Genomic DNA, 22,302 nt, shown 5'->3' with positions numbered 1-22,302 from the left:
GGAATACTAGTCAATAAACCCTTTAAAAGTCCCATCCATATTCAGTCGAATACCGCGGCCATCAGGAAGGCGCTTCTCCATAAAGTTAAGCCCTTTATCGGTAACTACTGCCTTGAACTCACCTGGAGCTTTGGTAATTTCACGCAAATGCTTCATTGCCTGATCGTTCCACGTGCTCATTGAACCGGTTATCTTACCCCAAATATCTGGATTTCTACCGGCATGTTTAGATAATGCATGACCAATGATGGTACTGCCTTTGTAGGGAGCTTGCGCCGATACTAGGACCGTCTTGATCTCGCCAAAGCTGGCAGCCCCCTTAACCAAGTCCGGCCCAAACTTCGCCTCAAGCGCTGCCAGCGCTTCCTTCGAAATCTTCGGGGCTACTCGCTGAACCGCTGCCGCCTTACCTGACGGAGAAGGGAACAGTAGATCAATCGCAAAACCTACGTAGCGTTCCCAGTCCTCGGGTTCGAACAACGTCTCCCTCATGCTAGCAGGTGAGAACTCGGCTCCGAGGAATTTTGCAACCTTGGGATCAAGATCAGCAACCTTTGTCGCCTCGCCATCTGCGATCCTGCGCAAATCGCTCAGCACTACCTCTACATCAAGATCAAGATACTTCCCTTGGGCGCGAAGCTCCTTCAAGCCCCGCTCCAACCGCTCCTTGGCCTGGCGGTGAACCTGTTGATTATAGGCTGTCGCGTATTTGGCAATCTCAGCCCCTTTAGCGAAGTCACCGTCTATTGCCGCTACGGCGAGCAGCCCAGTGATCTGAGCTGCCATCAACTCTAGATTTTCATCGCCACCCACCATGCTCGAAAGCGCCTTGCTCAACGCTTCATTAGCACCCGCTGCGACGGCACCGCTTGCGAAATCACTTCCGGTCGCTTTCGCTACCAAGCCGCCTAACAATGCATGCGCCATTACCTTCTGAGGACTGCCGTCCGGGTATTTCCCGAGCGCCCAGTCTCCAATGAGGTTGAAACCGACGGCCATGCCAAAATTACCAGCTTGCGCGACGAGGTTGCCTTTCAGGTTCTCGCCAAAGCTGCCGCCTCTGACTACTGTTTCCGCACCTGCCAGTAGCACCCCTTGTGTGGTGGAATACAGGCCGAACTGCGTAATACCCGAAATACTTCCTAAATCGAACCCTTTGGTGATCTTGTTGATATTGTCAGTGGAGACACCAAAAGCTTTGTCAAGCTGAGGTGTAATGACATAAGCCGCTGCAGCGGCTATCGCATAGCTTTTAAGGTTGTCCTTGTTCAGTGCAAATTTGACGCCTTGGCCGATATCGCCGCCGTTGTTGATAGTGCCCACAGCAAGATTGCTGGCCAATGCTCCTGTCAGTGGTCCCAGATAGGCTGCAGCTACGATAGCGATCACCAACGATGGCGCGGCACCTAATCCAGACTGGCTGTACTTGAACGAGTCATGAATTTCCTTCACTTGCCGCCAATCGACATCGCCTCGCTTCTGAGCCTCCTTCAGCCACGCCAACTGCGGATCAGCCGCCACCATGGCATCGATGCTCTGGCTGATGGTGGCCTGATCGATATGCTTGACGTCGACCTTCAAGCCATCAACCGCCTTGATCAGCACGTCACCGTTGGCCGTCAATTGGCTCTGACGCACGGTCTCGTCGGTGTTGCCCTTGCCCTTCATGCTGGTCCAGGCCAGATCACCCTTGCTCTTCTCGTGACTCTCCTGATGCAGGTCCTTGACCGCCTCGAACGTCACCGCGCCGCCACTATCAATGGTCAGGTCAGCACCCGAGGCGAGCTTCGCCCCCTGGTACAACTGATCGCCGCCGCTCTTGAGCGTCAGATCACCACCGCTGCTGACTTCGCTGCCCACCGCCTTGACGTCGGTGACTTCGTCGCGCTGGGTCTGCTTGCTGCCCCAGCCGCCTTTCTTGCTCATGTCGTACAGCGAGTACTGGCTGTCGTTGGCCGCCAGCAGTTCCAGCTTGTCGCCCGCCACCAGGTAGGCTTCCTCGCCAGCGCTGACTTTGCTCGCCACCAGGCGCAGGTCACGCCCGGCGTCGATGGCTAGGTCGCCGCCGGCCTTCACCACGGCAGACTGCTGCTCGACGTCATCCTCCTGCCGCTCGTACTTGGTCTTGCCCTTCTTGCCCTTGGCGTAGCTGTGTTCCTCGTTCGCCGCAGCAGCCAGGGTCACGTCGCGGCCGGCCTGCAGGGCCAGGTCGCGGCGTGCCTCGACTTCGCTGGCGACGATGCTCAGGTCCTGGCCTGCCGTGGCGGTGAGGTTGCCGCCTGCACTGATCTCGCTGCCGTACTGGGTGATGCTGGTGTCGTGGCCGCTGACACGGCGGCGTTGATACTCGTGGCTGTCGACGCCTTCCTGGCTGACGATGGACAGGTCGCGACCGGCATCCAGCCTGATATCGCCACCCGCCTTGAGCACCCCGCCCACGTTGCCGATATCGCGCCCGGCGGTGATGGTCAGGTCGTTCGCCGCCTCGATGCGCGCAGCGCTGTCGACCAGGTCCTTGGTCACATGCTCGCCACCGGCCCGGCCTTCCAGGCGGGTGACGCTGCGTTCGTTGATCACATCGCCGGTCAGCGCGGTCAGGCTCACTTCACGACCGGCGATGATCCCGCCCTGGGCGTTGCGGATCGAGTCGGTGGCGAGCATGTCCAGGCGCCCGCCTGCTTCGATCAGCCCGCTGTTGCTGATGTTGGTGGCGCTGGCGGCGAGGTTGTTGGTGGCACGCAGGGTGCCGACGTTGACCAGGTCGCCGCCGCTGATCAGGTTGACGTCACGGCCCTGGATCAGCGCGCCGTTGGGGGCGACGCGGCCGTTGGCGTGGGCCAGGTACAGCACCGGCGCCAGCACCTTCTCGCCGTTGACCTCGACCTGCTCCATCCAGACGATGTCGTGGGTCAGGGCGGCGACCTGCTCGGCGCTGAGCGACACGCCCACGCTCAGCGACAGCTTGTCCTTGCTGGCGATGGCGTTGTCCATCAGGTAGCGGAACAGCGTCTCGTCGCTGGTCATGCCATCGATGTAGCGCTGGCCGGTGCGGGCCACCACGGCTTCGCGGATCAGGCGTTGTTCGTAGAGGCCGTCGCCCAGGCGCTTGATGGCCTGGTCTGGATTGACGTTGAGCTGGCCAAGCAGGTAGTCGGAGCTCAGGAACTGCTTGAGGTCGGTCAGGGCCGGGTTGGTCTCCACCAGGTACTTGTGCGAGGTACTCGGCACGCTGCGCTCAGGGACGCCCTGGACCAGTCGAACACCTGCTGCCAGGCCATCCAGTGCCACACCGGCGCCGCTGACGGCGCCTTGTGCCGCAGCCGAGCCTTGGGCGGACAGCGTCTGCGCCGCACGGTTGTCGGCATTGGTGGTGCTGGCCAACGGCGAGATGAAGGTGTCACTGCCTGCTTGGGTACGGTCGGCGGTGGCGCCCAGGGCATCGCCGCTGATCGCGGCCTGGCCGGTCTGGGTGCTGATGCGGAACAGGCCGTTGCTGCCTTGCGGCAGGCTGAAGCTGGGCAGCGTGACCGGGTTGACCTGGCGCTGGGCGAGGTCAGGCGGCAACTGCGGGTTGAGCGCGCGCACCTGGGTCTGGACCTGGCGCGGATCAGCCGTGGCATCGCCACGGGCCCCGATGGCACCGGCTCCAGCCTGATTGACGCGCACCACGCTGTTGTCGATGCGCTGGGTGGCGTTGATGGTCACGGCACCAGCCGACTGCACGACCGCCGGGGCAACCACGGCGCCAGCGATCGGCGTCCTGTTGTCGATGACGTCGTAGATGCTGTACTGCGGATACCCCGCAGCGGCCATGACCTGGTCGAGGGTCAGCGAGCCAGGGTTCTGGTTGAACTGGTTCTTGGCCTGGATGAACGCGTTGTACTGGCCGCGATCACGGGTATACATGCTCGCGGTGAGGTTGCGCTGCTCGCCTCCACCGGCGCCCTTGTTCTCGAACACCGCTGTGTTGATGGCGATGTCACCCGCCGCCGAAACGCTGCTGTAGTGGTTGCGGAATGCGTCACCGGCGAAGGTCAGCTTGCTGCCGGTGGTGATGAAGGCGGTGGGGGTATCGCGGTCTATGACGTCTTCCCAGCTTTCGGTTGCCGAGAAGTACAGCTCGCAGCCCTTGCCCTTGCAGCGGTCGTCGGAATAGACGTTGACGTTGCCGGCGACCAGTTTCTTGGTCGAGCTCAGGAATTCCTTGCGGTTGAGCAGCGTGTCCACCGCCAGGGTCATGTTGCCGGCGCTTTCCACGCTGCCGGAGATATTGTCCAACAGCACCGCGCGGGCAGCGGCGTTGCCGGCAAGGTCGAGGCCACCAAGGCTGTAGATATCGCCGTAGTAGTTGCTCAGGCTGCCGACGCGCAAGGTCATGTCGTTGCCGCTGAACACCAGGCCGCGCTGGTTGCTCAGGCTGTTGGCGGCCAGCTTCACCGCCGCAGCGCCACCCAGGGTGCCGCGGTTTTCGAGGCTGGCGGCCGTCACCGTCAGGCCGCCCAGGGCGGTCAGGCGACCGTCGTTGCTCAGCAGGTTGCGCGCGGTCACCACGGTGTCGGCGCCACCGGCCAGGCTGGCGGTACTGGACAGGCGGATATCGTTGGCGCCCAGCGTCAGTGCGCCAAGGCTGCTCAGGCGGCCATTGCCGTCATAGTTGCCGGTCAGATCCAGTTGCAGGCTGCCATCGCTGGCCAGCAGGCCATGGTTGGTCCAGTCGCCGCCTCGACCCTTGAGGCTCTCGACGGCCAGTAGCTTGCCGCTGGCGGTCTGGACGAAGCGACCGATGTCCAGCTCCAGGCGCCGGGCTTGCAGCACGCTGCTGTTGGTCCAGCTGGCAGCGGCGATGCTCAGCAGGCCATCGGTATGCAGCACGCCGCCAGCCTGGGTGACCTTGTCGGAGGCCAGGCCGAAGCTACCCTGGCCGGTGTGCAGCAGTTGCCCGCCGCTGTTGCTCAGGCCACCGATCTGCAGGTCGAGGTCCTGGTTGGCGGTGGCCAGCACGCCGTTGTCGTTGAGCAGGTTGCCCGCCACGATCAATCGACTGGTGCCGGTCTTGCCCAGGGCGCGCAGGTTGCCGCTGCGGTTGTCGAGTTCGCTGGCACGCAGTTGCAGCTCGCTCTCGCTTTCCAACTGGCCGAGGCTGTTGTAAAGCGCGCCGCTCAGGCCAAAGTCGATGCGTCCGGCGCCGATCTTGCCGCTCTGGTTGAACAGTTGCTGGCCCTGCACCTGCAGCAATCCGGCGGCGTACAGCCCGCCGTCGCGGTTGTCGAGATCGGCGGTGACGATCTTGCCATCACCGCCCAGCGCCGAAAGGTAGCCGCCCTGGTTGTTCACCTTGGCATCGGCTGCGATGTCCACGGACTGCGCCTGGGTGGTACCGCCAGCGTTGTCGAACAGGTCGCTGAAGACGCCCTTGAACAGGCCTTTGGCCGCGCTGAGCATGCCATTGCCGCTGTTGTCGAGGCTCGCCGCGTGCAGTTCGAGGTTGCCTGCCTGGCTCTCCAGGCGACCGCCGCGGTTGTCCAGGCGCTTGTCCAGGCGCACGTCGATATCGCCCTGGCTCTTGAGCGTGCCGGCCTGGTTGTCGAGGGCTACGGCATGGATATCGAGCTTGCCGTGCTCACTGAACAGCAGGCCATCGTTGCCGTTGAGCAGATCGCCGCTCAGGCGCAGCACCAGGTTCTGCTGGCTGGCGAGGTTGCCGCCGTGGCTGTTGTCCAGCGTGCCCGAATCGACATGCAGCAACCCCTGACTGATCAGCTTGCCGCCTTGGTTGTCGACACGCGCGGCCTTAAGCAGCAGGTCGGCGCCACTGACCAGGCGCGCGCCGTCGGTATTGAGCAGTGCATCGGCCAAGGTCAGGTCGAGCGCCGCGCGGCTGATGAGCTGGCCCTTGGCGTTTTCCAGACGCTTGCCGGCGACGCTGATCGCCTGGCCGTTGATCTGCCCGCCCTGGTTGTCGATGACGGTGCTGTCCTGGTCGAGCGTCAGGTCACCTGTGGCGGAAATGAGGCCGCCGCTGTTGTCGAGCCGGTCGCTGACACTGAGGGTGATCGCCTGCTCCGAGGAGACGATGCCCTTGCGGTTGTCCAGGCTGGCCGCCGTGATCTGCTGGCGGCCCTTGCTGACCAAAGCACCCTGGTCACGGTTGTCGAGGGCGCCGGTCAGGGTCACGGCAAGATCGCCGTCCTTGCTCGACAACGTGCCTTCGCCGCTGTTGTTCAGGTCGCTGCCGGTGACCTGCAGGCCTTGAACGCCGGACATCAGGCCTTTGGTGCTGTTGTCCAGCTGTGCCGCCTCTACGGTCAGCCGGCCGTCGCTGAGGATGCGGCCCTGCTGGTTGTCGATGCGCTTGGCCAGCAGGCTGAAGGATTGCTGGCTGGTGATTTCGCCAGCGCTGTTGTCGAGCGTGCCCAGGCGCTGGATGATCAGCGGGCCATTGGCACTGATCAGGCCGCCCTGGTTGGTCAGGTCGCCGCCGTTGAGGTCGAGGTCGAGTTTCTGTTCACCGATCAGACGCCCCTGGCGCTGGATCAACGCACTCACCCGCAGCAGCAGATCGCCCTTGGCGGAGATCTCGCCACCCTCGCTGGAATCGACCTGCCCGGCCACCAGCGTCAACTCGGCATCGCTGTGGATGCGACCGCCGCGCTGAAGGGCATCGGCGCCGTTGCGCACGTCGCCCGTGGTCAGGGTCATGGCCTGCTTGCTGCTCAAGGCGCCGCCCCGGTTGTCGAGGCCGTCGCTGGTGACGGTCAGCGCCGCCTGGCTGATGAGCTGGCCGCCCTGGTGGTTGTCCAGTTGTCCGGTCGTGACGGTCAGGCCGGTGTTGCCCGACATCACGCCACGCTCGCTGTTGAGCACGCCTGCACTGGTGACGGTCAGCGCTGCGGCGGCAGAAAGGATGCCCTGGTCGTGGTTGTCGAGTTGGCCGTCGATCACGGCCTTGAGGGCCTTGCCGCTGGCCAGGGTGCCGCCACTGAAGTTATCGAGGCTGGCGGCCTCGATGTCGAGATCGTGGCTAGCCGACAACACGCCCTTGATGCTGTTGTCCAGAATACCGGCGATGCGCAGGGTCAGGTCCTGGGCGCTGATCAGGCGTCCGCCACGGTTGTCGAGGCGTTCAGCGACCAGGCTGAAGCCGTGGTCGCTGGAAATCTCTGCGCCGTTGCGGTTGTCCACCGCGCCGATCTGGCGCAACAGCAGGCTGCCTGGCGAGCGCAGCAAGCCACCGTCGCGGTTCACCAACTGGCCGTGCTGCAGGTCGAGGTCGATGCCGGTCCCGCTGACCAGTTGCCCGTGGTCATGCTGGTCGAGGCCGGTCAGCGTCGCATCGATCTGGCCGGAGGCACTGATACGGCCACGGGCGCTGTTGTCGAGCTGGGTGGCGACCAGCAGCAGGCTGCCGGCACCGATGTTGCCCTTGGCGCTGTTGTCGATGGCGCCGCTGCGCAACTGGGCATGGCCAGCTGCACTGATGGCGCCGCCCTGGCTGTTGTCCAGGCGGGCGGCGTCAAGCACCAGCCCGGCATCGGTCACCAGAATGCCGCCCTGGTTATCCAGCAGCCCTTGGCTGGTCAGGCCCATGGCAGCGATGGCCGAGACCTTGCCGCCCTGGCGGTTATGCAACGTGCCGGCGTTCAGCGTGAGGGTGCCGTCACTGACGATGAGGCCGGCGTCGCTGTTGTCCAACTGGCCGTCCAGGGCCAGCTCGATATGCGTGTGGCTGCTCAACCGGCCGCCGTTGTTGAGCAGTTCGGTGCCTTTCAGGCTCAGGCTGTCGTAGCCGCTGAGCAGGCCCTTGTTCTGGTTCAGCAGGCGCTGGACGGTCAGGGTCAGGCCACGGTCGCCAATGACCTTGCCAGCCTGGTTGTCCAGCAGTGCGCTGGCGTCGAGCACGACCTTGCCTGCGCTGGAGATCTCACCCTGCTGGTTGAGCACGCGCGCCGCGCGGATGTCGACCAGGCTGGTCGCGCCGATCCCGCCGCCGTTCTGGTTGTCGATGGTATTGGCGGTGAGCAGCAAGCTACCCAGACTGGTCAGCCTGCCGCCCTGCTGGTTCAAGGTGCCCAGGTGGGCTTCGAGGTCACCTTTGGCGGTGATGTTGCCCAGGCGTTGATTGTCGACCTTACCGGCGATCAGCTCGAGGCGGCCATCGCTCTGCAGGTGACCGGCATCGCTGTTGGCGAGGCTGGCAACTTCGATGTGGGCCTTGCCCTTGGTGGTGGCTACGCCCTTGTCGCGGTTGTCGAAGTCCCCGCCGGTGACGGTCAGCGAGCGGTCGGCAAGCACCAGACCGCCACGGTTGTCGAGGCGTTCGCCGTGCAAGGCGAGGTCGCCGACGCTCGACAGCATGCCGTTGTCGCGGTTGTTCAGGGTGGCCACTTTGACGGCCAGGGTGCCGTCGCTGAGCAGGTTGCCCTTGCCGCTGTTGTCCAGGCCCACGGCTTTGAGATCGAGCAGACGCTTGGCCGAGATCAGCCCGAGGCGGTTGTCAATGTCGGCGCTGGCGACGATCAGCACGTCGCCGCCCAGCAACTGCCCGCCGCTGTTGAGCAGCCCGGCGGTGGTGATGTCGAGGCGATCGGCCTTGAGCTTGCCGCCGTCCTGGTTGTCCAGCAGCGCGCGAGTGGTCAGCCTGGCCTGCTTGTCACTGCCGATCAGACCGTTGCCGCGGTTGTCCACCTGGGCGGCGCTGACCTGCAGATCCCCCTGGCCGACCACGCGGCCGCCACGGTTGTCGAGGTTGCCGGTGATATCCACCACGGCCTGGCCCTTGCCTTGCAGCAGGCCTTGCTCACGGTTGTCGATCGCACCGCCCTTGGCTTTCAGGGTGTCGTCGGCCAGCACCTGGCCTTTGCGGTTGTCCAGCAGGCCTGCGGTCAGCGTGGTGGTGCGGCCCTTGAGGCTGCCACCCTGGTTGTCGAGCGTGGCGCTGCTGTCGATCTCGAGGTTGCGGTTGGCGACCACGCTACCGCGGTTGTGCAGGGTCTGGCCCTTGAGGGTCACGTCGCCTTGGGCGTTGCGGCTGTTGTCGGGCTCCACGCCGGCTTCGATGATGCCCTGGTTGTCGATCCGCGCGCCCTGCACGCTGATGCTGCCCTTGGCGGCGAGGCTCTGGCCGACGCTCACATCGTCGCGCACACGTACGGTGGCGCTGCCGGCGGTGTAGGTCTTGCCGGTCAGCTCGGCGCTTTGTGCGGCAATCTTCAGGTCACCGGCGCTGGAGGTCTGCGCAAGCGTCACCTTGCCGTTGGCATCCACCTGGATATCGCCGGTGGTGGCGGCCATGTTGCCGGCCAGCTTGACACCCACGCCCTGCTCGGTGCCGACCAGGCGGATGGTGTTGGCGTACATGCCGCCCAGCGCCGAGCTGTCGATGGCCAGCAGGGGCTTTTCGCTGCCGTCGTCGGCACGCGGGGTGGCTTGCAGGGTGTCGGCCTGGACGTCGTTGCGCCCGGTGACGATGTTCAGTTGCTTGGCATGCAGCTCGGTATTGAGCTTGGCACTGCGGGTGATCAGGTCGAACTGGTCGAGATTGGTGGCGTTGAGGGCATCGCCCTCGATGGCGATGTCGCCGCCATCGACCTGGAAGCGGTCCAGGCGCTCGCCGTCCATGATCGGCTTGCCGGTGGTGAGGGTCGCCCGTGGCGTGTTGATGAAGCCGCAGCCATTGCAGGTGATGCCGTGGGGGTTGGCGACGATGACCCGTGCCGACTGCCCGGCCACCTCGGTGTAGCCCTGCAGGTTACTGCGGTTGCCGCCAGTGACCTGGTTGAGGATCACCTGGGCCGCCTGCCCCCTGAGGTTGGGGTTGCCGACGATGATGCCGCCCAGTTGAGTCGACTGGGTCTTGCCGGTGGCGTTGTTGAGGATCAACCCGTTGCTGCCGACGTTGTAGTCGCGGAAGGTGTTGCTCGACAGGCCGCTGCCGTTGGGGGTGGCGATATTGACGATCGGCACCCCGTTGCCGGCCTGGTTGATGCTGGTGTTGGCATTGGCCGCTGCATCGACGGTCAGCTGTGCAGCCGTGCTGACGATGGGGTTGAGGAACATCACGCCAGCGACGATCAGGGCGATGCACTGGTTCAGTGGGGTGCGGATATCCATGTCGAACAAACTCCAGTCGCAGCTCAGGCCAGTTGCCGGCCTGCCCCGCAAGGGGCAGCGATGTCACGGGTAATGGGTAGGGCCGACGCTCAGAAGAAGGCGTCGACGCGGAAATAGATCGGGTGCTCGCGGCGGGTCACCGCATCGGGCCGCTCCAGCGAACGGGCAAAGGTTGCGCTGGCAGCGAAGTACTGGCCGCGGACGTTGAATTCCAGGGCATTGCCACTCAGGCGCCCATGGTCCTTGCCGTTGCCATGCTGGCCCTTGATCACACCGGCATCGTAGGCGAACGCCATGCCGTATTCGCGCAACCAGGGCTGCAGGGCTGCCCAGGTGACCGGCCGACGCCAGCGCAACTGGTTGCGCCAGTAGCCGCCGCTGTCGCCGGTGAGAGTCTGATCCTTGAAGCCACGCACCGAGGTCAGCCCGCCGACACTGATGCGCTGCGCACTGTAGAGCGCGTCCTCGCTGCGCTGGCCGGTGGCCAGGCTGTCGAAGCTGAACTGTTCGCCCCACAGCTGGAACGGCTGCAGGTAGCTCAGGGTCAGGGTGTACTTGTTGTAGCGCGACACCGGTTCGTTGCCGTGGGGGTCGCCTGCGCCCTGGGCGTCGAGCGCGCCGATGCCCTGCTGCCAGCCGGCATCGAGGTTGACGAAGGCGTTGCCGATGCGTCGGCCGTGGTTGACGCCAAGCTGACGCTCGGTGATGCGGGTGCTGGAGACATCGATCAGGGTGTCGTCAAGGTAGTTGCGCGCGCGCAGGTGGCTCACGCCGATGTTCACCGCCGTCTTGCTCAGGCTGTCGCGGTGGATCACACGTTCGCCCTGGAACTGGTGCACGCTGTTGTCGCCGTCGAGCTTGAAGGGAAAGCCGCTGGAAGTGTCGCGGGTGCGGTAGTAGTTGTGGTTGTAGCTGTAGTTGAAGGTCCACCAGCCCCACGGCAGGCTGTAGTTCAGGCCATGGCTGTCGGAATGGCGCCAGTGGTCGCTGACCACATCACGCCCGCCCCTGAGGCTCAGCTGATCGGCCAGGCCCAACGGGCTGTCCCACTCCAGGCCCAGGTTCATCTGTTGCTCGCCGCTGCTGGCATCACCATTGTTGTGGCGGCTGGCCGAGATCCGCCAGGGCTTGTCACGCTGGCCCTTGAGCTGCACGCGGCTACCGCCGACTTCCTGGCCTGGCACCAGCTCGACTTCGACCTGACGCGACGGCAAGCGACCAAGCTGGTCGACCATCTGCTCCATGTCGCGCAGGTTGAGCACTTCGGAGACCTGGCCGGGGAAGGTCATGGCCATTTCCCGTGGGCTGGCGAGCGCCGAGCTGTCCAGGCCTTCCAGGCGCCCTTCGACGATGATGATCTGCAGGATGCCCGAACCCAGGTCCTGCTGCGGCAGGTAGGCACGGGTGGTCAGGTAGCCGCGGTCGATGTAGTGGTCGGTGATGCGCTTGAGCAGGCCGTTGAGCTCGCCGACCTGCAGGCACTTGCCTTCATAGCCCTCGACCAGTGCCTGGCGCTGCCGCTCGCTGAGCAGGGTCGCACCTTGCAGCTCGACGCTGCGGATCTGGAAGCAGCGCCCTTGCTCCGAGGGCGCCATAGGAGCCTGAGGGGCCTGCTTGCCGGGCAATTGCTGCAGTTCCTCAAGGCGCTTGCGCTGCTCTTGCAGAAGGTTTTCCTGACGGTCACGAATCAGGTCGCGGTCGCCGGGGGACTGGAAGGGCGCGGCACTGGCCAACAGCGGCAGGAGCGCAAAGCCGGTAGCCAGCGCACGTAGGAAGCGGGGCATGCAAGTAATCCGTCACTTGAGAACTGATCGCATCACTGCGAAAGGGAGCGAAGGATACAAGAGCAGAACCGCGCCATCAATGCGCCACTTAGTGCTTTGCGACGAACGCTGATACGTTTCCGTGCTCGGATAGCTGAAGGACGCGGGACAGGGGGTTTGGACGGGATTTCGGGCAATTGCCACAAAATGAAAAAAGCCCGCCAGTGTGATAGCGGGCAAGGACCTACGAAGATTCTTCTAGCGACCAACTAGCTCCCGCGATAGGTCGAATAACTGTACGGCGAGATCAGCAGCGGCACGTGGTAGTGCTCCTGCCCTTCATCGATGCCGAAGCGCAGCACCACGACATCGAGAAACGCCTGGTCAGGCAGTGCAACACCCTTGGCCCGGTAGTAGTCCCCGGCACCGAACTGCAACTGGTAGACACCGGTACGGTAGTCATCGCCCTGCAACAAAGGCGCATCGACGCGGCCATCGCTGTTGGTCAGTGCACTGTTCACCAGCTCCAGTTGCTGGCCTTCGACACGGTACAGCTCGACCTTGATCGAGCTGCCCGGGCAGCCGTGAGCGGCATCCAGTACGTGTGTGGTCAAACGTCCCATTTGCTTGTCGCCTCTTGTCGTTTGCATGGGCAGAAAATACACGGCATGCACCAACACGAGGCTGACGAAATGCCGGAATGGGCTCATTAAGACACTTTCGATTCAGATTGTACACAATTTTTTGAACTTCCCTGCGCACCGCTCATGGCAGGCCTTCCGAGCATGGACATCAGTCGCAAATACAGGGCCTGTGCAGCAGGCCGAGATATTATCTGACCGATCAGGCAGGTTTCTTGCAGTGCTTTTCCAGCCTGGGTTCGAGGCGACAAGTGGGAAGAAATGCGGAAAAACGGGCTTACAAATGGACAAATAAGTTGTATACAATCACCTCATCCGGTGCGTGCGACAACCCGCCGCGGTCCGCCCACCACCCGCACCTACGAACATAAGGAAGACTGCAGTGAGCGCTGACTACCCTCGCGACCTGATCGGTTACGGCAACAACCCACCTCACCCGCAATGGCCGGGCAACGCCCGCATTGCCCTGTCTTTCGTGCTCAACTACGAAGAAGGTGGCGAGCGCAACATCCTGCACGGTGACAAGGAGTCCGAAGCCTTCCTCTCTGAAATGGTGGCTGCCCAGCCGCTGCAGGGCGTGCGCAACATGAGCATGGAGTCGCTCTACGAATACGGCAGCCGCGCCGGGGTGTGGCGCCTGCTCAAGCTGTTCAAGGACACTGGCGTACCGCTGACCATCTTTGCCGTGGCCATGGCCGCCCAGCGCCACCCGGACGTGATCCGCGCCATGGTCGAGGCCGGCCATGAGATCTGCAGCCACGGCTACCGCTGGATCGACTACCAGTACATGGACGAAGCGCAGGAGCGCGAGCACATGCTCGAAGCCATCCGCATCCTCACCGAGCTGACCGGCGAGCGCCCGCTGGGCTGGTACACCGGCCGCACCGGCCCGAACACCCGGCGCCTGGTGATGGAGGAAGGTGGCTTCCTCTATGACAGCGACACCTACGACGACGACCTGCCCTACTGGGAAGCAAACAACCCCACCGACAAGCCGCACTTGGTGATCCCCTACACCCTGGACACCAATGACATGCGCTTCACCCAGGTGCAGGGTTTCAACTGCGGCGAGCAGTTCTTCCAGTACCTCAAGGACGCCTTCGACGTGCTCTACGAAGAAGGCGCAGAAGCGCCGAAGATGCTCTCCATCGGCCTGCACTGCCGCCTGGTCGGTCGCCCCGCGCGCCTGGCCGCACTCAAGCGCTTCGTCGAATACGCCAAGAGCCACGAGCAGGTCTGGTTCGCCCGTCGCGTGGATATCGCCCGCCATTGGCACGCCACCCATCCGTACAAGAAAGAGAACGCCTGATGACCGCTTTCAATACCCTCAAGCCCTCGGCCCTTGACCGCGACGCCTTCGTCGCGGCCTTCGCCGACATCTACGAGCACTCGCCGTGGGTCGCCGAAAAAGCCTACGCACTGGGCAACCTGAGCGAGCTGGACGAGATCGAGGTGCTGCACCAGCGCATGAGCGACATCCTGCTCAGCGCCAGCCACGCCGAGCAACTGGCGCTGATCAACGCTCACCCGGACCTGGCCGGCAAGGCGGCGGTGCAGGGCGAACTGACCGAATCGAGCACCAACGAACAGGCCGGCGCCGGCATTCACCAGTGCACTGCCGAAGAGTTCGCACGTTTCACCGAGCTCAACGACGCCTACAAGGCAAAATTCCAGTTTCCGTTCATCATGGCGGTCAAGGGCAGCAACCGGCACCAGATCCTGGCCTCCTTCGAAAAGCGCATCCACAACGACATCGATGCCGAGTTCAAGGAAGCCCTGGCGCAGATCAACCTGATCGCCCTGTTCCGCCTGCTGCAGCTTTGAGGACCAACCCCGGGACTGGCCCGAGTGCGTGACGCGACCGCACCCAGGGCCTGCCCGAACGAGGTCCGCCCTACATACCGATAACGAATACAGAAGAGATAACCGCATGCGTACCCTGATGATCGAGCCCCTGACCAAAGAAGCCTTCGCCCCGTTCGGTGACGTGATCGAAACCGATGGCAGCGACCACTTCATGATCAACAACGGCTCGACCATGCGCTTCCACAAGCTCGCCACGGTCGAGACCGCCGAGCCGGAAGACAAGGCGATCATCAGCATCTTCCGCGCCGACGCGCTGGAGATGCCGCTGACCGTACGCATGCTGGAGCGCCATCCGCTGGGCAGCCAGGCTTTCATCCCGCTGCTCGGCAACCCCTTTCTGATCGTGGTCGCGCCAGTTGGCGATGCACCTGTATCAGGTTTGGTCCGAGCCTTCCGCAGCAACGGCAGGCAGGGCGTTAATTACCATCGCGGCGTCTGGCACCACCCGGTGCTGACGATCGAAAAGCGGGATGACTTCCTGGTGGTTGATCGCAGTGGTTCCGGCAACAACTGCGACGAGCATTACTTCACCGAGGAACAGATGTTGATCCTCAATCCCCACCAATAAGAAAAGGTCGGTCATCCCGGGTCTCGGCCCGTCGGTGATCGGCAGAGGTACATACTGTGGAAGCACACCTTCACGAATGGCTGAACCTGAGCATTCGCTGGGTTCACATGATCACCGGCGTGGCCTGGATCGGTGCATCGTTCTACTTCGTCTGGCTGGAGAACCACCTGAATCGAAGCAACCCGCGCGATGGGTTGTCAGGTGACCTCTGGGCCATCCATGGCGGTGGTATCTACCACCTGGAGAAATACAAGCTCGCACCACCGAAAATGCCCGAGAACCTGCACTGGTTCAAATGGGAAGCCTACTTCACCTGGATGTCCGGGATCGCCTTGCTGTGCGTGGTGTTCTACTGGAACCCAACCCTGTACCTGCTGGCACCGGGCAGCACCCTGAGCGGCGCAGAAGGCGTGGCCATCGGCATCGGTTCGCTGATCGTCGGCTGGTTCGTCTACGACTTCCTCTGCGACTCACCGCTGGGCAAGCGCCCTGCCCTGCTTGGCGCCGTGCTGTTCGTGCTGATCATCGCCGCGTGCTGGGGCTTCAGCCTGGTGTTCAGCGGTCGTGGCGCGTACCTGCACACCGGCGCGATCATCGGCACCATCATGGTCGGCAACGTGTTCCGCATCATCATGCCGGCCCAGCGCCAGCTGGTGGCGGCGATCGAGAACAACCAGACCCCTGATCCGGTACTGCCGGCCAAGGGCCTGCTGCGCTCGCGACACAACAACTACTTCACCCTGCCGGTGCTGTTCATCATGATCAGCAACCACTTCCCGAGCACCTACGGCAGCCAGTACAACTGGCTGATCCTGGCCGGGATCGCAGTGGCTGCGGTACTGATCCGTCACTATTTCAACACCCGCCACGACAGCAACAAGTACGCCTGGACCCTGCCCGTGGGTGCCCTGGCGATGATCTGCCTGGCCTATGTGACCGGTCCCAAGCCGCTGCCGACCTCGCCCGAGCAGGCTGCCGCGAAGATCGAGTACCAGCCGTTGCCAGCCACCGCGGTCGGCGGCAAGACCGCTGCCGAGCTGCGTGCCGAGGAAGCGGCCAAGGCTGCCCAGGCACCTGCCGAAGCTCCGGCCCAGGCCACCGCCCAGGCTGCGCCCGGCAACTTCGAGAAGATCCACAACGTCATCCAGGAACGCTGCACCGTGTGCCACTCGTCGAAACCGACCAGCCCATTGTTCAGCACCGCCCCGGGCGGCGTGATGTTCGACACCCCGCAGCAGATCCAGGCCCAGGCCGCGCGCATCCAGGCGCAGGCCGTGGCCAGCCAGATCATGCCGCTGGGCAACATCACCCAGATGACCGTCGAGGAACGCAAGCTGGTCGGTGACTGGATCGCCAAGGGCGCCCCGGTCAACTGACACCCCACTTCCTGTTTGTGGGAGCGGGCTTGCCCGCGAAGAGGCCGGTCCTGCCGGCCTCGCTTCCAATGAAACACCGTAACAAGCAAGCATCGAGCGTGCGGCTCCATCCGGGAACCCCAGGTCCTTCAACCGAAGCACCTGCCGCCTGGAGCTGCCCGCTTGGATCCGAGAATAAAAACAAAACTCGAGGTGCTGCATGTCCGAGTCACCCAAGGCGTACATCCCCGTTGCGCCGCCACGACAGCCCCTGCCCCTGTTCCAACTGATCCTGGTGGGCCTGCAACATGTCCTGCTGATGTACGGCGGCGCCATCGCCGTGCCGCTGATCATCGGCCAGGCCGCCGGGCTGTCCCGTGAAGAAGTCGCTTTCCTGATCAACGCTGACCTGCTCGTGGCCGGCGTCGCCACCATCATCCAGTCGTTCGGCATCGGCCCGGTGGGCATCCGCATGCCGGTGATGATGGGCGCAAGCTTCGCCGCCGTCGGCAGCATGGTGGCCATGGCCGGCATGCCCGGCGTGGGCTTGCAGGGGATCTTCGGCGCGACCATCGCTGCCGGGTTCTTCGGCATGCTGATCGCGCCGTTCATGTCCAAGGTGGTGCGCTTCTTCCCGCCATTGGTCACAGGCACCGTGATCACCTCCATCGGTCTGTCGCTGTTCCCGGTCGCGGTCAACTGGGCTGGCGGAGGGCAGCAGGCGGAAACCTTCGGCTCGCCGATCTACCTGATGGTCGCAGGCCTGGTGCTGGCCGTGATCCTGCTGATCAATCGCTTCATGCGTGGCTTCTGGGTCAACGTGTCGGTGCTGGTGGGCATGGGCCTGGGGTATGTACTGGCCGGTTCCATCGGCATGGTCGACCTGTCGGGCCTGAACGAAGCGCCGTGGCTGCAGGTGGTCACACCGCTGCACTTCGGCATGCCGACCTTCAGCCTCGCGCCGATCCTGTCGATGTGCCTGGTGGTGGTGATCATCTTCGTCGAGTCCACCGGCATGTTCCTGGCCCTGGGCAAGGTGACCGACCGCGAAGTGACACCCGGCATGCTGCGTCGCGGCCTGCTGTGCGATGCCGGCGCCTCGTTCGTGGCCGGTTTCTTCAATACCTTCACCCACTCCTCCTTCGCCCAGAACATCGGCCTGGTGCAGATGACCGGCGTGCGCTGCCGCTATGTCACGGTGGTTGCAGGCGCACTGTTGATCCTGCTCAGCCTGCTGCCCAAGGCGGCCTTCCTGATCGCCTCGATCCCGCCTGCGGTACTGGGCGGCGCCTCCATTGCCATGTTCGGCATGGTCACCGCCACCGGCATCAAGATCCTCCAGGAGGCCGACATCAGTGACCGGCGCAATCAGTTGCTGGTCGCGGTCAGCGTGGGCTTCGGGCTGATCCCGGTGGTGCGTCCGGAGTTTTTCGCGCAGATGCCCCAGTGGATGGAGCCCATCACCCACAGCGGCATCGCCATGGCCACGCTCAGCGCCCTGGTGCTGAACGTGCTGTTCAACATCCTCGGGGGCGCCGAACGCGCGGCCCACAACGAGGCCTGTCACCCGCACTGAGTCAGCGGGCGGCGCCCTGGTCGCCCGTCTCATCCAAGCAGTGAAACGCAGTACCGGCGGCCCACGGGAGCGGGCCGTCCGGGGCGCCTGCGCGCCGAAGACACCTCGAACAACAACAAGAACACGGGAATTCGCACATGAAGCGCACCACCTCGTCCCTGCTGCTGGGCAGCAGCCTGCTGGCCACCCTCCCCGCGTTCGCGGGCGACTGGCTGCAATGGCACGGCGAAAGCCTGACCTACCTCTACGGCAAGGATTTCAAGGTCAACCCGGACATCCAGCAGACCATCACCTTCGAGCACGCCAACAAGTGGAAGTACGGTGACACCTTCCTGTTCATCGACAAGATCTTCTACAACGGCAAGACCGACGCCAGCAAAGGTGTAAACACCTACTACGGTGAATTCAGCCCGCGCCTGTCGTTCGGCAAGATCCTCGACCGCAAGCTGGCCTTCGGCCCGGTCAAGGACGTGCTGCTGGCCATGACCTACGAGCGTGGCGAAGGGTTGAACGCGGCCTACCTGATCGGCCCAGGGTTCGACCTGGACATCCCCGGCTTCAACTATTTCTACCTCAACATCTACCTGCGCAACACCGAGGGCAGTCGCCCCGGCGACAACGTCTGGCAGTTCACCCCCGGCTGGTCGTACACCATTCCCCTGGGCCGCTCCGACCTTCTGATCGACGGCTACATGGACTGGGTGACCGACAACGACCAGACCCGCCGCGGCACCTACCACGCCAACCTGCACTTCAACCCACAGGTCAAGTACGACCTGGGCAAGGCCCTCAACCTGGGCGCCAAGCAGTTGTATGTGGGCTTCGAGTACAGCTATTGGAAGGACAAGTACGGCATCGACAGCCGCGGCAATCTACAGAGCAACCAGAGCGTGGCCAGTGCGCTGGTCAAGGTGCATTTCTAAGAACCTGACCGAACGCCCAATTTTGTATCACCGCGCTCCAGGACGGAGCACTTGAGGACCGGCGCGCAAGCCAGTAATCTGCGCGCCCCCTCGCTCAGGGCAGGCCGGATCCTGCCCGCGTTTACTGACCGCTCAGTCAATGAATTCGGGCGGTTGGTCGATGTTTTGCCAGCCAGAAACACCCTTTTCATCCGTTCAGAACGACGTCGAGCAGGATGGTTGTGACCAACCCGGAAAGTTGGCGCAGCACTTGCCAGAGAGCTGTGGCCAACCCGAAAAAACTGACCCGAAAGACAAGAAAGGCGCCGACACGAGCGCTGACAGCAATATCCAATCAAGGGAGCGACACACGCAATGCGCATCATCAACAGCCTGATCCTCGCCGGCGGCCTGCTCGCCTGCGGCACCAGCTTCGCCGAAGACCTGCTGCAGTGGCAGACCAACAGCCTGACCTACCTCTGGGGCAAGAACTTCAAGGTCAACCCCGAGACCCAGCAGACCGTCACCTTCGAGCACGCTGATGCCTGGAAGTACGGCGATAACTTCATCTTCGTCGACAAGATCTTCTACCAGGGCAAGAAGGACGCCAACAACGGCCCGAACACCTACTACGGCGAGATCAGCCCACGCCTGTCGTTCGGCAAGATCTTCGACCAGAAGCTGGAGTTCGGCCCGGTCAAGGATGTGCTGCTGGCCATGACCTACGAGTTCGGCGAGGGTGATACCGAGGCGTACCTGATCGGCCCTGGCTTCGACCTGGCGATTCCCGGCTTCGACTATTTCCAGCTGAACTTCTACCACCGCACCACCGATGGCAGCCGTCCGGGTGATCATGTCTGGCAGATCACTCCGGTGTGGTCCTACACCATTCCCGTGGGCTCATCGGATGTGCTGATCGACGGTTTCATGGACTGGGTGGTGGACAACGACGAGAACAGCCGTGGCAGCTACCACGCCAACCTGCACTTCAACCCGCAGGTCAAATATGACCTGGGCAAGGCCTTGCACCTGGGCGAGAAGCAACTGTACGTCGGTATCGAGTATGACTACTGGAGCGACAAGTACGGGATCAAGGACAGCGATGCCTTCACCACCGACCAGAACACCATGAGCTTCCTGGTCAAGGTGCACTTCTGATCTGAGCGGTGGGTCTGCTTCGCGGGTAAAACCGCGAAGCAGACCCACCGACGATCACGCTGCTGGCCGCACCACCCGCCACAACTTGCCAACCACGCTCACCACCGCCAGCACCACTGCCCCGGCCACTACCCCCAGCACGCCATTGATCAACGTTCCGGTCAGTGCCCCGCCACGGCCGTCGGCAAAGGCCTCGATGGCGTGGTGCAACGGCGCGATGCCGTGCACGAGAATGCCGCCACCGACCAGGAACATGGCCGCAGTGCCGATCACCGACAGGCCCTTCATCATGTAGGGGGCCGCACGCAGGATGCCATTACCGACCGCTTGCGCCAGGCTCGAGCCCTTGCGAGTCAGCCACAGCCCCAGGTCATCGAGCTTGACGATTCCGGCCACCAGCCCGTACACACCCAGCGTCATGACCACGGCGATGCCTGATAGCACGATGATCTGCTGGCTCAGCGGCGCATCGGCCACTGTACCGAGGGTGATGGCGATGATTTCGGCGGAGAGGATGAAGTCAGTGCGCACCGCGCCCTTGATCTTGTCCTTTTCGAAGGCCACCAGGTCGACATTCACATCGGCCACGGCCTCCTTGCGCGCCATGTGCTGCGCCTGATCCTCCTCCTGGCTGTGCAGGAACTTGTGCGCCAGCTTCTCGAAGCCCTCGAAGCACAGGTAGGCACCCCCGAGCATCAGCAGCGGCGTGACCGCCCAGGGGATGAAAGCGCTGATGAGCAGGGCCGCCGGCACCAGGATCGCCTTGTTCAGCAGCGAACCCTTGGCCACCGCCCAGACCACCGGAATCTCCCGTTCGGCCCGTACCCCGGTGACCTGCTGGGCGTTGAGCGCCAGGTCATCGCCCAGCACACCTGCGGTCTTCTTCGCCGCGACCTTGGTCATCAGCGAAACATCGTCCAGCACCGTGGCGATGTCGTCGATCAACACCAGTAAGCTGCTTCCTGCCATGTCGTTGTGTTTCCAATGATTGCAAAGAACCGATTCTAGCCCAATGCCGTCGCCTTGAGCCGCTCTCCGGGCCGGTGCTACCATGCCCGATCGCTATTAGAGGCGGCCAGTCACAGGAAGATTCAGACACCATGAGCACGATTCGCGAGCGCAACAAGGAACTGATCCTGCGCGCGGCCAGCGAGGAATTCGCCGACAAAGGCTTCGCCGCCACCAAGACCAGCGATATCGCTGCCAAGGCCGGGCTGCCCAAGCCGAACGTCTACTACTACTTCAAGTCGAAGGAAAACCTCTACCGCGAGGTGCTCGAGAGCATCATCGCGCCGATCATGCAGGCGTCCACGCCGTTCAACGCCGACGGCGATCCCAAAGAGGTGCTCAGCGGCTACATCCGCTCGAAGATCCGCATCTCCCGCGACCTGCCACATGCCTCCAAGGTGTTCGCCAGCGAGATCATGCACGGCGCCCCGCACCTGTCGCCTGGGCAGGTCGAGCAGCTCAACGAGCAGGCACGACACAACATCGAGTGCATCCAGCGCTGGATCGAGCGCGGCCAGATCGCCCCGGTCGATCCGCATCACCTGATGTTCAGCATCTGGGCGGCCACGCAAACCTACGCCGACTTCGATTGGCAGATTGCCGTGGTGACCGGCAAGGCAAAGCTCGCCGACAGTGATTACGACGCCGCCGCCGAAACCATCATCCGCCTGGTGCTCAAGGGGTGTGAGCCCGAGGCGGCCTGACGGTCGGCGTACACCGCTCCCACCCGTGGCCGACTGGCCCTGGCGGGAGCGCAGGCCAACGCTGTATCAGACAGCCACGCCAGCATCAGCCGTAAGCCCCAGCGCCTCGATGGCAGTGATTGCGCACTGCTCGTCGATGTCCGACGTGTCCCCGCTGACCCCCACCGCACCCAGCACTTTTCCCGCCTGATCCCGGATCAGCACCCCACCTGGCGCGGGTACCACCGACCGCTCGCCCAAGCCGTTCAACGCCGCGAAAAACGCCGGTCGCTGCTGCGCATCCAGCGCCAGCAGGCGTGACCCCTTGCCCAGGGCCACAGCCCCCCAGGCCTTGCCCATGGCCACCTGCGGACGTAACAGACTGGCGCCGTCCTCGCGTTGCAAGGCCAGCAGATGGCCGCCGGCATCCAGCACCGCCACCGTCAGCGGTGCGGCGTCGATCTTGCGCCCGGCGGCAAGGGCAGCGGCGACCAAGGTGTTGGCGACGTTGAGCGTCATTGCGTTCATGGAAAGGTCCTCTTCTTGTTGTGAGAAGCCCTGAGGGGCAGTTGAAAACCGGTAAGCAAATAGAACACAACAGAAAGATTTTTTGTATACAATATTTTTGAACGATCGTACTCAATAAGATAGAGCGCCTTTTCTGTGGGGTTT

Annotated in this window: 13 protein-coding genes; 8 read left to right on the top strand and 5 right to left on the bottom strand. The window is 63.3% G+C overall.

Annotated elements, in window-relative coordinates; genetic code table 11:
• Positions 1-6: 6 nt before the first annotated feature.
• The 3 genes from ACK3BK_RS08650 to uraH all read right to left on the bottom strand — a co-directional run bounded on the left by ACK3BK_RS08650 (position 7) and on the right by uraH (position 12,496).
• Positions 7-10,110 (bottom strand): DUF637 domain-containing protein, encoded by a 10,104-nt coding sequence (locus ACK3BK_RS08650; RefSeq protein ID WP_411384113.1) that lies wholly within the window; start codon positions 10,108-10,110, stop codon positions 7-9.
• Between the two features lie 89 nt (positions 10,111-10,199).
• On the bottom strand, positions 10,200-11,894 hold the full coding sequence (locus ACK3BK_RS08645; RefSeq protein WP_411384112.1) for a ShlB/FhaC/HecB family hemolysin secretion/activation protein: 1,695 nt from the start codon (positions 11,892-11,894) through the stop codon (positions 10,200-10,202).
• 248 nt (positions 11,895-12,142) lie between these two features.
• Positions 12,143-12,496, bottom strand: a complete 354-nt coding sequence (uraH, locus tag ACK3BK_RS08640; RefSeq protein ID WP_186666722.1) for a hydroxyisourate hydrolase — start codon at positions 12,494-12,496, stop codon at positions 12,143-12,145.
• A 400-nt stretch (positions 12,497-12,896) separates the two neighbouring features.
• Between uraH and puuE the strand changes: the two genes are divergently transcribed.
• The 7 genes from puuE (at position 12,897) to ACK3BK_RS08605 (ending at position 19,939) form a co-directional block, all read left to right on the top strand.
• The gene (gene puuE / locus ACK3BK_RS08635; protein WP_186666723.1) at positions 12,897-13,823 is read left to right on the top strand and encodes an allantoinase PuuE; all 927 of its coding nucleotides are present in this window, start codon (positions 12,897-12,899) and stop codon (positions 13,821-13,823) included.
• Positions 13,823-14,338 carry a 2-oxo-4-hydroxy-4-carboxy-5-ureidoimidazoline decarboxylase gene (uraD, locus tag ACK3BK_RS08630; RefSeq protein ID WP_186709333.1) on the top strand — a complete coding sequence of 172 codons (516 nt, stop codon included), beginning with the start codon at positions 13,823-13,825 and terminating at the stop codon, positions 14,336-14,338. The genes puuE and uraD overlap by 1 nt, the downstream gene beginning before the upstream one ends.
• Before the next feature lie 106 nt (positions 14,339-14,444).
• Positions 14,445-14,948 (top strand): ureidoglycolate lyase, encoded by a 504-nt coding sequence (locus ACK3BK_RS08625; RefSeq protein WP_133331566.1) that lies wholly within the window; start codon positions 14,445-14,447, stop codon positions 14,946-14,948.
• 56 nt (positions 14,949-15,004) lie between these two features.
• Complete coding sequence (locus tag ACK3BK_RS08620) at positions 15,005-16,324, top strand: urate hydroxylase PuuD (protein WP_186666725.1); 1,320 nt, start codon at positions 15,005-15,007, stop codon at positions 16,322-16,324.
• Positions 16,325-16,523: 199 nt separating this feature from the next.
• On the top strand, positions 16,524-17,879 hold the full coding sequence (locus ACK3BK_RS08615; protein ID WP_065861332.1) for a nucleobase:cation symporter-2 family protein: 1,356 nt from the start codon (positions 16,524-16,526) through the stop codon (positions 17,877-17,879).
• 137 nt (positions 17,880-18,016) lie between these two features.
• Positions 18,017-18,802 (top strand): outer membrane protein OmpK, encoded by a 786-nt coding sequence (locus ACK3BK_RS08610; RefSeq protein WP_063543971.1) that lies wholly within the window; start codon positions 18,017-18,019, stop codon positions 18,800-18,802.
• 354 nt (positions 18,803-19,156) lie between these two features.
• Positions 19,157-19,939: an outer membrane protein OmpK gene (locus ACK3BK_RS08605; RefSeq protein WP_288375290.1), complete on the top strand. Its 783-nt coding sequence runs from the start codon at positions 19,157-19,159 to the stop codon at positions 19,937-19,939.
• 54 nt (positions 19,940-19,993) lie between these two features.
• On the opposite strand, the gene ACK3BK_RS08600 is transcribed toward ACK3BK_RS08605, so the two are convergent.
• Positions 19,994-20,908 carry a DUF808 domain-containing protein gene (locus ACK3BK_RS08600; RefSeq protein WP_411384111.1) on the bottom strand — a complete coding sequence of 305 codons (915 nt, stop codon included), beginning with the start codon at positions 20,906-20,908 and terminating at the stop codon, positions 19,994-19,996.
• Positions 20,909-21,039: 131 nt separating this feature from the next.
• Here ACK3BK_RS08600 and ACK3BK_RS08595 point away from each other — a divergent pair, with 131 nt between their 5' ends.
• Positions 21,040-21,651 carry a TetR/AcrR family transcriptional regulator gene (locus ACK3BK_RS08595; protein ID WP_054893651.1) on the top strand — a complete coding sequence of 204 codons (612 nt, stop codon included), beginning with the start codon at positions 21,040-21,042 and terminating at the stop codon, positions 21,649-21,651.
• 66 nt (positions 21,652-21,717) lie between these two features.
• Here ACK3BK_RS08595 and ACK3BK_RS08590 read toward each other — a convergent pair whose 3' ends face one another.
• Complete coding sequence (locus ACK3BK_RS08590; RefSeq protein ID WP_186666729.1) at positions 21,718-22,158, bottom strand: GlcG/HbpS family heme-binding protein; 441 nt, start codon at positions 22,156-22,158, stop codon at positions 21,718-21,720.
• Between the last annotated feature and the right edge of the window lie 144 nt (positions 22,159-22,302).

Source organism: Pseudomonas sp. L7, assembly GCF_046605565.1.
GTDB lineage: Bacteria > Pseudomonadota > Gammaproteobacteria > Pseudomonadales > Pseudomonadaceae > Aquipseudomonas > Aquipseudomonas wayambapalatensis.
This window is presented reverse-complemented; position numbering and strand designations above follow the sequence as displayed.